Source organism: Streptomyces sp. URMC 129 (genome assembly GCF_051386415.1).
In the GTDB taxonomy this organism is placed as follows: Bacteria; Actinomycetota; Actinomycetes; order Streptomycetales; family Streptomycetaceae; genus Streptomyces.
In genome coordinates this window covers 26159-39226 of record NZ_JBPQTQ010000007.1, presented here as the reverse complement: position 1 = coordinate 39226, position 13068 = coordinate 26159, and the positions used below count along the sequence as shown (strand labels likewise).

The window sequence follows — 13068 nt, the reverse complement described above, 5'->3', positions numbered from 1 at the left end:
CTCCATCGGAAAGCTGGCCGCTGTATGGTCGTAACCGGTCAACAGCCGTCAGGCATGGCTCTCTTTGATTCGCACCTACGAGGAACGGTAGGCCATATGACCGCGCAGAACGAAGCCACCGAGGAGCTTGAGGTCTGGATCGATCAGGACCTCTGCACGGGGGACGGGATCTGTGCCCAGTATGCCCCGGAGGTGTTCGAGCTGGACATCGACGGACTTGCCTATGTGAAGCCGCCGGCCGCGCCCGGCGCCGAGGCCGACCTGCTGACCGCGCCGGGAGCGACCGCGCCCGTGCCGCTGACGCTGCTGCGGGACGTGACGGCCTCCGTCAAGGAGTGCCCCGGGCAGTGCATCCACGTCCGCCGCGTCTCCGACCGCGTCGAGGTGTACGGGCCGGACGCCGGCTAGGACGCCCGGCCCGCCGCCCCGGGGCGGCGTCAGATGCTGTTGGGCGCCGGGGCCGGCCGCAGCTCCAGGCGCCCGTCCTGCCAGACCCAGCTCACGTCGCGCCGCAGATCGGGGCAGCAGCGCGGGACGTCGAGCGACGAGTATCCGGCGAGCCGCGCCGAGACGGTGCCCTCGTCCGTCGCCGTGAGGTCGTCCACGGTCATGCCCTCGGCCGGGTCCACCAGGGTCTCCGCGAGGCGCGCGGCACCGCCGCCGGTGAGCAGGTACAGGCCGTGCGGCGGAGTGCCGGAGCCGGCGTCGCAGCGGACCGCCGCGATGGTCTCGGGCCGGCCGTCCGCGCCGAGGTCGACGGTGACCCGGTCGGTGACCACGACGCCCAGCGGCCCGCACTCCAGCGGGTAGTCCACGGCGTCGGGGTCGGGGGCGGGCGGCGGCTCGGGCGCCGCCCGGGAGGCGGTCCGGGAATCCGCCGGGGCCGCGGTGCCCGGTTCCGCGGTCGCGCCGGACGGCTGGACGAGGGCCGCGGCGCCGGTGACGGCGGCCAGGGACATGGTGGTGACGAGCCAGTGGACGGTGCGGGAGCGGGTGTGCGGAAGGTCGTGGCCTGCCGGGAGCTGCACGCGAGGGTCTCCTGGGACGGGAGTGGTGTGAGAAATGACACGGTGCCGAACCTGCACGTGAGCAGGTGTCGGCATCGTGCCATATCTCACACCGGCGCGGAACGGCGGGGTCCGCGACCTCAGTCCTCGGCGGCGGAACCCGCGCCGGATCCCGAGCCGGGCCCGGTGTAGTCCGCGCCGTAGGCGCCGGGCGCCGGGCGGCGGCGGCGCAGCGGCGGGGTCACCCCGTCGGCCAGCCGGCGGGCGGTGAGGAGGAAGCCGGTGTGCCCGATCATGCGGTGGTCGGGGCGGACGGCGAGGCCCTCCACGTGCCAGGTGCGGACCATGGTCTCCCAGGCGCGCGGCTCGTTGAAGGTGCCGTGCTCGCGGATGGACTCGACCGTGCGGGCCATCTGCGTGGTGGTGGCGACGTAGGCGCAGAGGATGCCGCCGGGCACGAGGGCCTTGGAGACGGCGTCCAGGCACTCCCAGGGCGCGAGCATGTCCAGGATGACGCGGTCGACGTCGGTGTCCGAGAGGTGGTCCTGGAGGTCGCCCACGGTCAGCGACCAGGCGGGGTGCGGCCCGCCGAAGTACCGGGTGACGTTCTCCCGGGCGATGTCCGCGAAGTCGGCCCGCCGCTCGTAGGAGTGCAGCATGCCCTGGTCGCCGATGGCGCGCAGCAGGAACGTGCTCAGCGAGCCGGAGCCGACGCCGGCCTCGACCACGCGGGCGCCGGGGAAGATGTCGGCCATCGCCAGGATCTGCCCCGCGTCCTTGGGGTAGACGACGGCGGCGCCGCGTGGCATGGACAGGACGTAGTCGGGGAGCAGGGGGCGCAGCGCGAGGTAGGCGACGTTTCCGGTGGTGCGGACGACGGTCCCCTCGGGCGCGCCGATCAGCTCGTCGTGCGGGAAGGCTCCCTTGTGGGTGTGGAAGCTCTTCCCCGCTTCGAGCGTGAACGTGTAGTGGCGACCCTTGGGATCGGTGAGCTGGACCTGGTCCCCGACCTGGAAGGGCCCGCGACGGCGGGCTGCACCGGTCGGTTCGGACATGGACGACAGCCTAGTCCAGACCGGGTCACCCGGTTGACCGCCCTCCCGCCGAGGGGGTGTGACGGGCCATCGCGTCGATGAAGGCGCGTTCGACGTCGCTGGTGGAGAGCACGCCGTAGATCTCGCCGGTCTCCTCGACCACCAGGTATTCGGTGGCCGGGGTGGCCCGCAGGTGGTCCAGGAGGCCCTCGCCGCCGAGGTCGGCGGGGACGCGCATGCCGTCGGTGAGGTCCTGGGCGAGGGAGCTGACGGCGACCCACGGGCGGCGGTGCTGCGGGACGCCCGCGATGCCGGACTCGCGGACGACGGAGACCGGGCTGCCCTCGGCGTCGACCACGACCAGGGCGCGGGCTCCGGCGTCGTTGGCGCGGCGCAGCGCCTCGGAGAGCGGGGTCTCGGCGGTGACGGGCACGGCCCGGCGGGTCAGGGACCTGGCGTTGAGGCGGGGCAGGCGCTCGCGCAGCCGGGCCATGCGCAGGCTGTTGCCCGCGCCGGTCCAGATGATGGCGGCGAGGATCGCGGCCAGCAGCGCGTCGGTGAGGGACTCCAGGCCGGCGAACGACTGGCGGTCGTCGGCCGCGCCGTAGTGGGTGGCGAGCGGGAAGCCGATGAGGACGACGATGGCCAGCACCCGGCCGGTCCAGGCGGCGGCGACCGTGCCCGTCATGGGGCTGCCGGACAGCCGCCACACCACGGCGCGCAGCATCCGGCCGCCGTCCAGCGGCAGGCCGGGGAGGAGGTTGAAGACGGCGACGATGAGGTTGGAGACCATCAGGCCGGCCAGCAGCACGCCGGGCACGGTGTCGGACTCGACGGCGAGCAGGGCGGCGTAGAAGACGCCGGACAGGACGAGCGAGAGCAGCGGGCCCGCGCCGGCGAGGACGAACTCGCGGCCCGGGCTCTGGGATTCCTTCTCGATCTCCGAGACGCCGCCGAAGAACTGGAGCTGGATGCGGCGCACCGGCAGGTCGAAGCGGATCGCGGCCAGGGTGTGGGCCAGTTCGTGGACGAGCACGGAGGCGTAGAAGGCGACGGCGAAGAAGAGGGAGACGAGGTAACGGCCGCCGCCGAGGCCGGGCAGCACCCGGTCGAGCTGGTTGCCGAAGAACCAGGTGATCAGGGCGGCGACGAGGAACCAGCTCGGCGCGACGTAGACCGGTACGCCGAAGACGCGGCCCATCAGGAGCCCGCCGCCGGGCCCGGCCGGGCGCCGCGGCCTGTCGCTCTCGGAGTCTCCCACCGGTTCCCCTCGTCACGTCGCGCCCGCGCGTGCCTGCGCGCGGGCTCGGAGTCGATGGTATGCGGCTACCTGTCAGTGACGCGCCGTAGGGTTCGCTCCATGACCGGTTCCTCCGCGACGCCCCCCGACTCCCTTTCCCCTTCCCGGGCCGCCGATTTCATGCAGTGCCCCCTGCTGTACCGCTTCCGGGTGATCGACAAACTGCCGGAGGAGCCGAGCCCGGCGGCGACGCGGGGGACGGTCGTCCACGCCGTTCTTGAGCGGGTGTTCGACGTGCCGGCGGGTCAGCGCGACGCGCGGCGGGCCCGTTCGCTGGTGGCCGCGGAGTGGGAGCGGCTGCTGGCGAAGCGGCCCGAGCTGGCCCGGCTGTTCGCCGCGGAGGACGGCGGGGACGGCCGGGCGGGCGGGGTCGACGCGGCCCGGCTGGCCACATGGCTCACGGAGGCCGAGGAGTTGGTCGAGCGGTGGTTCTCGCTGGAGGACCCGACACGGCTGGAGCCCGCCGAGCGCGAGCTGTTCGTGGAGACGCGGCTGGACTCGGGGCTGCGGCTGCGCGGGGTGATCGACCGGGTGGACGTGGCCCCGACGGGCGAGGTCCGCATCGTCGACTACAAGACGGGCAAGGCGCCGCGGGCGGAGTACGCGGCGGACGCGCTCTTCCAGATGAAGTTCTACGCGCTGGTGCTGTGGCGGCTGCGGGGGGCGGTCCCGCGCCGGCTGCAGCTCGTCTACCTGGGCAGCGGCGACGTGCTGACGTACGACCCGGACGAGACGGACCTGCGGGGCCTGGAGCGGAAGCTGCTGGCGCTGTGGGAGGCGATCCGGCGGGCGACGGAGACGGGTGACTGGCGGCCGAAGCCGGGGCGGCTGTGCGACTGGTGCGATCACCGGTCCCGCTGCCCGGAGTTCGGCGGCACTCCCCCGCCCTATCCGCTGCTGATCCAGCCCCGGCTGCCGCTCGACGGCGAGCCCGGCGGGCGGGCCGGGGAGGACGGGGCGGACGCCGGGGCCGCGCACGGCACCGCCCGGGGTCCTGCCGTGAGCGAGAACGCGTGAGCCAGAATGGGGGACGGCCGCCGCAGATGTCGCCGTCCCACCGATCGAAGGGTGCTCCCATGCCCGTCCGCGTCCTGCTCGTCGACGACCAGCCGCTGCTGCGCACCGGGTTCCGGATGATCCTGGAGGCGGAGCAGGACATCGCCGTCGTCGGGGAGGCGGGCGACGGGTTGCAGGCCCTGGAGCAGGTGCGGGCGCTCCAGCCGGACGTGGTGCTGATGGACATCCGGATGCCGCGGATGGACGGCGTGGAGGCCACGCGGCAGATCACCGGCCCGGAGAAGGACGGCCCGGCCAAGGTGCTGGTGCTCACCACCTTCGATCTGGACGAGTACGTGGTGGAGGCGCTGCGGGCGGGGGCGAGCGGGTTCCTGCTGAAGGACGCCCCGGCGGCGGAGCTGGTGCAGGCGATCCGGGTGGTCGCGGCGGGCGAGGCGATGCTGGCGCCGAGCGTCACGCGGCGGCTGCTGGACATGTACGCGGGGCGGCTGCCGTCGGGCGAGGACCCGGTGCCGGACGCGCTGAGCACGCTGACGGACCGCGAGGTCGAGGTGCTGAAGCTGGTGGCGCGGGGGCTGTCCAACGCGGAGATCGCGGCCGACCTGTTCGTCAGCGAGACGACCGTCAAGACGCACGTGGGGCACGTGCTCACCAAGCTGGAGCTGCGGGACCGGGTGCAGGCGGCGGTGTTCGCCTACGAGAGCGGCCTGGTGCGGCCGGGCAGCTGAGCGCGGGCGGCCCCCGGTCAGTCCCCGGCCGGTGTGCCGATCGCCCAGAACCGGAAGACGGTCGAGAGGTCCAGGGTCCACTGGAGCCCGTCGACGTCGGCGGCGGCGACGGCGTACTGCCTGCTCTGCCAGAGCGGGATGACCGGCAGGTCCTCGGCGACGATGTCCTGCAGTTCGGCGAAGTCGGCGACGGTCCGGCTCCGGTCGCTCTCGCCGGCGGTGGCCGGGATCAGTTCCTCGGTGATGCGCGGCGACGTGTAGCCGTTCGCCAGCACGCCGTCCTCGCCGAAGAGCGGCTCGGTGAAGTTCTCCGGGTCGGGGTAGTCGGGCATCCAGCCGCGCACGTGCACGCCGAAGTCGCCGTTCGCCACGCCCTGTTCGAACTCCTCGGCGGGGACGGCGCGGACCGTCGCGTCGAACAGGCCGCTCGCGTCGAGCTGGCCGGCGAGCTGCTCGAAGGCAGCCACGGTGTCGGGGCCGAAGCGGGTCGGCGTGACCCACAGCGTCAGCTCGACGGGCTCGGTGATACCCGAGGCGCGCAGGGCGTCCTCGGCGCGGCCGGGGTCGGGCCGGTCGCCGTAGCGGTCGAAGAAGGACGTGGTGTGCCCGGTGATCCCGGCCGGGACGACCGAGTACAGCGGCTCGGCGGTGCGCCGGTGGACGTCGCGGACGACGGCGGTGCGGTCGATGAGGTACGCGATGGCGCGGCGCACGCCGATGTCGCCCGCCACCGGGTCGTCCAGGTTGAACACGAGGTGCTGCACCTCGGTGCCGGTGCCGTCCACGACCTGCAGGCCGCTGTCGCCGGCGAGAGCGTCGGTCTCCAGATCCGCCAGGTCCCGCGCGGCGAGTCCCCGGTAGGCGACGTCGACCTCGCCGCTCTCGACGGCCGCGCGCAGCGCCGCCTGGTCACCGTGGAAGAGCCGCAGGGTGACGCCGGAGTTCCGCAGGTCGGCGGGGCCGCGGTAGTCGTCGTTGACGGCGAAGACGGCCTGGCTCTCGCCGAAGCTCTCCAGCGTGTAGGGGCCGGAGCCGACCGCCGTGCCGTCGGTGCGCAGCGCGTCGGCGGGGTAGGCGCGGTGGCTGACGATCGCCCCGGCGCCGGACGCGATCTTCTGCGGGAAGGTGGCGTCGGGCCGGGTGAGGTGGAAGGTGACCGTGTGGTCGTCGGGGGTCTCGATCCGGTCGATGGTGGACAGCAGCACCGCGGGCCCGTCGGGGTCGTTGATGCGCAGCGTCCGCTCGAAGGAGAACTTCACGTCCGCGGCGGTGAGGTCGTCGCCGTTGCTGAACGTCAGGTCGTCGCGGAGGGTGCAGGTGAAGCGCCGGCTGACGCGGTCGGTGAAGCCGCACCGCTCGGCGGCCTCGGGCTGCGGCTCGGTGCCGCCGGGCGGGAAGCTCAGCAGGGACTGGAAGACGTTGGTGAAGACCAGCCAGGAGCCGGGGTCGTAGCCCGAGGCCGGGTCCGTGGCCGGCACGGCGTCGGTGGTGCCCACGACGATCGGGTCGCCCCCGCCGGCGCCGTCGCCCGTCAGGCCGCAGCCGGAGGCGGCCAGGAGGGCGGCGGCGAGCCCCACGGCGATCGGGAGCGTCCTCCGGCGGGCGCGTTTCCTCACGTGGTGTCCTCATGTTCCGGTCCGGGTGGGCCGGAACGAACCCTAGACCGGACGCACCGCCGCCTCGGGGTGAGATGGGTCACGGACGGCGGGACCGGCGGCGACGGAGCGCAGGAACGCCAGGTCGACCTCCTCCAGCGAGCCGACGACCACCCGGCCCGCGGCGGCCGGGATGGGCGCCACGGAGGGGACGGCGATGACCCGGCAGCCGGCCGCCTCGGCGGACGCGACGCCGGTGGCGGTGTCCTCCACGGCCACGCAGCGCGCCGGGTCGGCGCCCAGCCGGGCGGCGGCGGTGAGGTAGGGGTCGGGGTGCGGCTTGGTGCGGGACAGCTCGTCGCCGGCGACGGTGAGCGTGAAGTGCTCCCGGCCCAGGGAGACCAGCATGCGGTCGATGACGGTGCGGTGCGAGGCGGAGACCAGGGCGGTGGGCAGCCCGTGGGCGGCCAGCTCGGTCAGCAGCCGCCGCGCGCCCGGCATCAGCGGCACGCCGCGCTCCAGGCGGCGCAGGAACGCGGCGTTCAGCAGGTCGCGCATCTCGTCGAGGCCGATGTCGACGCCGGTCACCTCGATCAGGTAGCCGGCGGAGCGGGTCATGGGGCCGCCGACCACGATCTCGCGGTGCTCGTCCGCGAGATCGTGCCCGAGGGCGCGGAAGACCTCGACCTCGGCGTCCCACCAGAAGCCCTCGGTGTCGACCAGGGTGCCGTCCATGTCGAGGAGCACGGCCTGCGGGTCGGGGCCGAGGGGCATCGTGGTGTCGATGGCGGGCAGGGAACTCGTCATCCGCGCGCACCTCCGTAAGGAGCGAGCAGGCCGGCCGCCTCCATGGGGAGACGACCGGCCTGTACCGGACCGATCAGTCTACGTCGGTTGGGGGAAAGTCGCCTCCGCTATTTCACCCGTCCGAGCTAGCGCGCGTTGAAATAGTTGGCTTCGGGGTGGTGAAGGATGATCGCGTCCGTGGACTGCTCGGGGTGGAGCTGGAACTCCTCGGAGAGCGTCACGCCGATGCGCTCGGGGCCCAGCAGCGCGGCGATCTTGGCCCGGTCCTCCAGGTCGGGGCAGGCCGGGTAGCCCAGCGAGTAGCGGCAGCCCTGGTACTCGGTGCGGAACATCCCGGACAGCTCCGCCGGGTCCTGCCCGGCGATGCCCAGCTCCTCCCTGACCCGGGCGTGCCAGTACTCGGCGAGCGCCTCGGCGAGCTGGACGGACAGGCCGTGCAGCTCCATGTAGTCGCGGTAGGCGTTGGCCTGGAACAGCTCCGCCGTGGCCTCGCTGACCCGGGGGCCGACGGTGACGGTCTGGAGGGCGACCACGTCGGTCTCGCCGCTCTCCGCCGGGCGGAAGAAGTCGGCCAGGCACAGGCGACGGCCGCGCCGCTGGCGGGGGAAGGTGAAGCGGGTGCGCTCCTTGCCGTCGTCGTCGAGGATCACCAGGTCGTCGCCCTCGGCGTGGCAGGGGAAGTACCCGTAGACGACGGCGGCCTGGAGCAGGTTCTCGGTGTGCAGGCGGTCCAGCCAGCCGCGCAGCCGGGGCCGGCCCTCGGTCTCGACCAGCTCGGCGTAGTCGGGGCCGCCGTCGCGGGCCGCCTTCAGGCCCCACTGCCCCTTGAACAGCGCGTCCTCGTCCAGCCAGGCCGCGTAGTCCTTCAGCGGGATGCCCTTGATCACCCGGGTGCCGGTGAACGGCGTCGCCGGCACCGGTAGGTCGGTGGCCGTGGCGGAACGGACCGGGCCGGTGTCCTCCGGCTCCGGGATCGGGGCGGTGCGGGCGGTGACGCGGCGCTGCTTCAGCTCGGGCAGGGTGGCGCCGGGGACGCCGCGCTTGACGGCGATCAGGGCGTCCATCAGCCGCAGGCCCTCGAAGGCGTCGCGGGCGTAGCGCACCTCGCCCTCGTAGATCTCGTGCAGGTCCTGCTCGACGTAGGCGCGGGTGAGGGCGGCACCGCCGAGGATGACGGGGTAGTCGGCCGCCATGCCGCGCCGGTTGAGCTCCTCCAGGTTCTCCTTCATGATCACCGTGGACTTCACCAGCAGCCCGGACATGCCGATGACGTCGGCGCGGTGCTCGGCCGCGGCGTCGAGGATGGCGGAGACCGGCTGCTTGATGCCGAGGTTGACCACGGTGTAGCCGTTGTTGGTCAGGATGATGTCGACCAGGTTCTTGCCGATGTCGTGGACGTCGCCGCGCACGGTGGCCAGGACGATGGTGCCCTTGCCCTCGTCGTCGGTCTTCTCCATGTGCGGTTCGAGGTGGGCGACGGCCGCCTTCATCACCTCGGCGGACTGCAGCACGAAGGGGAGCTGCATCTGTCCGGAGCCGAAGAGCTCGCCGACCACCTTCATCCCGGCCAGCAGGGTGTCGTTGACGATCTCCAGGGCGGGCCGCTCGGTCAGGGCCTGGTCGAGGTCGGCCTCCAGCCCATTGCGCTCGCCGTCGATGATGCGGCGCTTCAGGCGCTCGTCCAGGGGCAGCGCCAGCAGCTCCTCGGTCTTGCCTGCCTTCATCGACTTGGCGTCCACGCCCTCGAACAGCTCCAGGAACCGCTGCAGCGGGTCGTAGCCCTCGCGGCGGCGGTCGTAGATCAGGTCGCGGGCGACCTCGACCTGCTCGGGCGCGATGCGGGCGATGGGCAGGATCTTCGCGGCGTGCACGATCGCGGAGTCCAGGCCGGCCCGGACGCACTCGTCGAGGAAGACCGAGTTGAGGACGAGGCGGGCGGCCGGGTTGAGCCCGAAGGAGATGTTGGACAGGCCGAGGGTGGTCTGCACCCCGGGGTGGCGGCGCTTGAGCTCGCGGATCGCCTCGATGGTGTGGAGGCCGTCCTTGCGGGACTCCTCCTGCCCGGTACAGATGGTGAAGGTGAGGCAGTCGATGATGATGTCGGAGACGTGCACGCCCCAGTTGCCGGTGAGGTCGGCGATCAGCCGCTCCGCGATGGCGACCTTCTGCTCGGGGGTGCGGGCCTGGCCCTGCTCGTCGATGGTCAGGGCCATCAGCGCGGCGCCGTGCTCGACGGCGAGGCGGGTGACCCGGGCGAAGCGGGAGTCGGGGCCGTCGCCGTCCTCGTAGTTGACCGAGTTGATGACGGCCCGGCCGCCGAGCTTCTCCAGGCCGGCCTCCAGCACGGCGGGCTCGGTGGAGTCCAGCACGATGGGCAGCGTCGAGGCGGTGGCGAAGCGGCCGGCCAGCTCGGCCATGTCCGCGACGCCGTCCCGGCCGACGTAGTCGACGCACAGGTCGAGCATGTGGGCGCCCTCGCGGATCTGCTCGCGCGCCATCTCCACACAGTCGTCCCAGCGGCCGGCGAGCATCGCCTCGCGGAACTTCTTGGAGCCGTTGGCGTTGGTGCGCTCGCCGATCGCCAGGTACGAGGTGTCCTGCCGGAAGGGCACGGTCTGGTAGAGGGAGGAGGCGCCGGGCTCCGGCCGCGGGTCGCGGGGGGCCGGGCGCAGCTCCCGCACCCGCTCCACGACCTGCCGCAGGTGTTCGGGAGTGGTGCCGCAGCAGCCGCCGATCAGGGAGAGGCCGAACTCGCCGATGAACGTCTCGTGGGCGTCCGCCAGCTCGGCGGGCGACAGCGGATAGTGGGCGCCGTCCTTGCCCAGCACGGGCAGTCCGGCGTTGGGCATGCAGGACAGCGGCACGCGGGCGTGCCGGGCCAGGTAGCGCAGGTGCTCGCTCATCTCGGCAGGGCCGGTGGCGCAGTTGAGCCCGATCATGTCGATGCCGAGGGGCTCCAGCGCGGTGAGCGCGGCACCGATCTCCGAGCCGAGGAGCATGGTGCCCGTGGTCTCGACGGTGACCTGGACCAGCAGCGGCAGGTCGGCGCCGGCGGCGGTCAGGGCGCGCCGGGCGCCGAGCACGGCGGCCTTGGTCTGCAGCAGGTCCTGGCTGGTCTCGACCAGCAGCGCGTCGGCGCCGCCGGCGATCAGGCCCTCGGCGTTCTGCTGGTAGGCGTCGCGCAGGGGCCGGTAGGTGACGTGGCCGAGGGTGGGCAGCTTGGTGCCCGGGCCCATGGAGCCGAGCACCCAGCGCTGGCGGCTGTCGGCGGCGGTGAACTCGTCGGCGGTCTCGCGGGCGATGGCGGCGCCGGCGCGGGACAGCTCGAAGACGCGGTGGGCGATGTCGTACTCCCCCAGCGCCGCGAGGTTGGCACCGAAGGTGTTGGTCTCCACGCAGTCGACACCGGAGTCGAAGTAGGCGCGGTGGACGGAGGCCACGATGTCGGGGCGGGTGACGTTGAGCACCTCGTTGCAGCCTTCGAGCTGCTCGAAGTCGTCCAGCGTCGGGTCCTGTGCCTGGAGCATGGTGCCCATCCCGCCGTCGGCGACGACGACGCGGGAGGCGAAGGCTTCGCGCAGCGCGGAAGCCCGTTGGGACTGGGGGACGGACGGCGGGCTGGAAGAGACCATGGACGTGCTCCCGGGAGTGCGACGGCTGTCGGCTATGCGCCTTCTGCGAGAAGCGCACCAGGTCAGCCTAACGGCCGGGAGGGGGCGCGGAGGAGGCATCTCGGAGCGCGGACGGTCGTAGACTCGTTGCCCGCCCCGCAGTGCATCGACATGATCCGCTACCGTTCGGCATTGCCGAACAGCGGAAAGCGCTGACGCCGGAGACCAGGAGGCTGCCCCATGGCTCGGACCATCCAGTCACTCGAGCGCGCCGCGGCGGTGCTGCGCCTGCTGGCCGGTGGCGAGCGACGGCTGGGCCTGTCCGACATCGCCTCGTCCATCGGGCTGGCCAAGGCGACCACCCACGGGCTGCTGCGCACCCTCCAGCAGGAGGGCTTCGTCGAGCAGGACGCCCGGTCCGGCAAGTACCAGCTCGGGGCCGAGCTGCTGCGGCTGGGCAACAGCTATCTGGATGTGCACGAGCTGCGCGCCCGGGCGCTGGTGTGGACCGACGACCTGGCCAGATCGAGCGGGGAGAGCGCCTATCTCGGGGTGCTGCACCAGCAGGGCGTGCTGATCGTGCACCACGTCTTCCGGCCCGACGACAGCCGGCAGGTGCTGGAGGTGGGCGCGATGCAGCCGCTGCACAGCACCGCGCTGGGGAAGGTGCTGGCGGCCTTCGACCCGGTGGCGCACAACGAGGTCATGGAGGGCGGGTTCCCCGCGATCACCGAGCTGACGGTGACGGATCCGGCCGAGTTCGAGAAGGGCCTCGAAGAGGTCAGGGCCCGGGGCTGGGCCAGCGACCTCGGCGAGACGTGGGACGGGGTGGCGTCGATCGCCGCGCCCATCCTGGACCGCCGCAAGATGCCGGTGGGCGCCGTCGGCATCACCGGCGCGGTGGAGCGCATGCAGGCGGAGGGGACGCTGCACCCGCGCCTGGTGGCGGCCGTGCGCGACTGCGCGCGCTCCGTGTCGCGTGACCTGGGAGCCGGGCGCTTCTAGGACAATCCAGGCATCAGGCAGCCACCTTCCGTCCACCCCTTGACGACAGTCACTCCAAGGAGAAAACTGCCGGTCAACGGTCGACATTGCCGAACATCGGACGAAAGTCGGCCTGACAATCCTCTGGACGACGGACGAAGGAGTCGCAGGTTGTCGACCTCTGACATTTTTTTCGGCGAGGTTCTCGGCACCACCGTGCTCATCCTGCTCGGCGGCGGCGTGGTCGCGGGCGTTGTCCTCAAGAGATCGAAAGCCTTCGGCGCCGGCTGGGTGGCGATCACCCTCGGCTGGGGCGTGGCCGTGCTCTCCGGCGTCTACGTCTCCACCCAGCTCTCCGGAGCCCACCTGAATCCGGCGGTCACCCTCGGCATCGCCATCGACAGCGGCGAGTGGGGCGACGTCCCGGTCTACGTCGCCGGCCAGATGGCCGGCGCCATGCTGGGAGCCGTGCTGGTGTGGCTGGCCTACTACGGCCACTTCCAGGCCCATCTGACCGACCGCGAGATCGTCGGCGGCTCCGGGACGCCCGGCCCGGCCGCCACCGAGGAGGCGCGCGCCGCCGAGGAGCGCGCCCCGTCCCGGCGCGGCGAGCCCGGCCCCGTCCTCGGGATCTTCTCGACCGCCCCGGAGATCCGGAACACGGTCCAGAACCTGGCGACCGAGATCATCGGCACCGCGGTCCTGGTGCTGCTGGTCCTCGGCATCGGCCTGAACGAGGGCCTGACCGTCTCCGGCACCGGCGGGCTGATGGTCGCCCTCGTCGTGGCCGGCATCGGCCTGTCCCTCGGCGGCCCGACCGGCTACGCCATCAACCCGGCCCGCGACCTCGGGCCACGCATCGTGCACGCGCTCCTGCCGCTGCCCAACAAGGGCGGCTCCGACTGGAGTTACGCCTGGATCCCGGTCGTGGGCCCGCTGGCCGGCGGCGCCCTCGCGGCCGGCGTCCACACCCTGCTGTTCTGAC

11 protein-coding genes are annotated in these 13068 nt (G+C 72.8%); 5 read left to right on the top strand and 6 right to left on the bottom strand.

Annotated features, from left to right (window positions below):
• Window positions 1-96 precede the first annotated feature (96 nt).
• A complete protein-coding gene (locus ACSNOC_RS02970; RefSeq protein ID WP_436745611.1) occupies window positions 97-408 on the top strand; it encodes a ferredoxin in 312 nt (103 codons plus the stop codon).
• A 29-nt stretch (window positions 409-437) separates the two neighbouring features.
• Here the strand turns inward: ACSNOC_RS02970 and ACSNOC_RS02965 are convergent, their stop codons facing one another.
• From ACSNOC_RS02965 to ACSNOC_RS02955, 3 genes are all read right to left on the bottom strand, one after another.
• Window positions 438-1028 carry a hypothetical protein gene (locus ACSNOC_RS02965; RefSeq protein ID WP_436745610.1) on the bottom strand — a complete coding sequence of 197 codons (591 nt, stop codon included), beginning with the start codon at window positions 1026-1028 and terminating at the stop codon, window positions 438-440.
• Between the two features lie 119 nt (window positions 1029-1147).
• Window positions 1148-2062, bottom strand: coding sequence for a tRNA (adenine-N1)-methyltransferase (locus ACSNOC_RS02960; RefSeq protein ID WP_436745609.1), 915 nt, complete (start codon window positions 2060-2062; stop codon window positions 1148-1150).
• Window positions 2063-2087: 25 nt separating this feature from the next.
• Window positions 2088-3242, bottom strand: coding sequence for a site-2 protease family protein (locus tag ACSNOC_RS02955; RefSeq protein WP_436745638.1), 1155 nt, complete (start codon window positions 3240-3242; stop codon window positions 2088-2090).
• 159 nt (window positions 3243-3401) lie between these two features.
• On the opposite strand from ACSNOC_RS02955, the gene ACSNOC_RS02950 reads away from it, so the two are divergent.
• Together ACSNOC_RS02950 and ACSNOC_RS02945 are read left to right on the top strand one after the other, a co-directional pair.
• On the top strand, window positions 3402-4358 hold the full coding sequence (locus tag ACSNOC_RS02950; RefSeq protein WP_436745608.1) for a RecB family exonuclease: 957 nt from the start codon (window positions 3402-3404) through the stop codon (window positions 4356-4358).
• Between the two features lie 59 nt (window positions 4359-4417).
• Entirely contained in the window at window positions 4418-5086 is a 669-nt protein-coding gene (locus ACSNOC_RS02945) for a response regulator (RefSeq protein WP_436745607.1), read from the top strand.
• 17 nt (window positions 5087-5103) lie between these two features.
• Here ACSNOC_RS02945 and ACSNOC_RS02940 read toward each other — a convergent pair whose 3' ends face one another.
• From ACSNOC_RS02940 to metH, 3 genes are all read right to left on the bottom strand, one after another.
• The gene (locus ACSNOC_RS02940) at window positions 5104-6702 is read right to left on the bottom strand and encodes an ABC transporter substrate-binding protein (RefSeq protein WP_436745606.1); all 1599 of its coding nucleotides are present in this window, start codon (window positions 6700-6702) and stop codon (window positions 5104-5106) included.
• A 42-nt stretch (window positions 6703-6744) separates the two neighbouring features.
• On the bottom strand, window positions 6745-7488 hold the full coding sequence (locus tag ACSNOC_RS02935) for an HAD family hydrolase (protein ID WP_436745605.1): 744 nt from the start codon (window positions 7486-7488) through the stop codon (window positions 6745-6747).
• 125 nt (window positions 7489-7613) lie between these two features.
• The gene (gene metH / locus ACSNOC_RS02930) at window positions 7614-11120 is read right to left on the bottom strand and encodes a methionine synthase (protein ID WP_436745604.1); all 3507 of its coding nucleotides are present in this window, start codon (window positions 11118-11120) and stop codon (window positions 7614-7616) included.
• 219 nt (window positions 11121-11339) lie between these two features.
• Here metH and ACSNOC_RS02925 point away from each other — a divergent pair, with 219 nt between their 5' ends.
• The gene (locus ACSNOC_RS02925) at window positions 11340-12104 is read left to right on the top strand and encodes an IclR family transcriptional regulator (RefSeq protein WP_436745603.1); all 765 of its coding nucleotides are present in this window, start codon (window positions 11340-11342) and stop codon (window positions 12102-12104) included.
• 150 nt (window positions 12105-12254) lie between these two features.
• Window positions 12255-13067: an MIP/aquaporin family protein gene (locus tag ACSNOC_RS02920; RefSeq protein WP_436745602.1), complete on the top strand. Its 813-nt coding sequence runs from the start codon at window positions 12255-12257 to the stop codon at window positions 13065-13067.
• Window position 13068: the final 1 nt, after the last annotated feature.

What these genes read in the sequence shown, in the direction of transcription:
- ACSNOC_RS02970 (WP_436745611.1), top strand. Translation starts at nt 97, where the DNA reads ATGACCGCGCAGAACGAAGCCACCGAGGAGCTTGAGGTCTGGATCGAT.
- ACSNOC_RS02960 (WP_436745609.1), bottom strand. Translation starts at nt 2,062, where the DNA reads ATGTCCGAACCGACCGGTGCAGCCCGCCGTCGCGGGCCCTTCCAGGTC.
- ACSNOC_RS02955 (WP_436745638.1), bottom strand. Translation starts at nt 3,242, where the DNA reads ATGGGCCGCGTCTTCGGCGTACCGGTCTACGTCGCGCCGAGCTGGTTC.
- ACSNOC_RS02950 (WP_436745608.1), top strand. Translation starts at nt 3,402, where the DNA reads ATGACCGGTTCCTCCGCGACGCCCCCCGACTCCCTTTCCCCTTCCCGG.
- ACSNOC_RS02945 (WP_436745607.1), top strand. Translation starts at nt 4,418, where the DNA reads ATGCCCGTCCGCGTCCTGCTCGTCGACGACCAGCCGCTGCTGCGCACC.
- ACSNOC_RS02935 (WP_436745605.1), bottom strand. Translation starts at nt 7,488, where the DNA reads ATGACGAGTTCCCTGCCCGCCATCGACACCACGATGCCCCTCGGCCCC.
- metH (WP_436745604.1), bottom strand. Translation starts at nt 11,120, where the DNA reads ATGGTCTCTTCCAGCCCGCCGTCCGTCCCCCAGTCCCAACGGGCTTCC.
- ACSNOC_RS02925 (WP_436745603.1), top strand. Translation starts at nt 11,340, where the DNA reads ATGGCTCGGACCATCCAGTCACTCGAGCGCGCCGCGGCGGTGCTGCGC.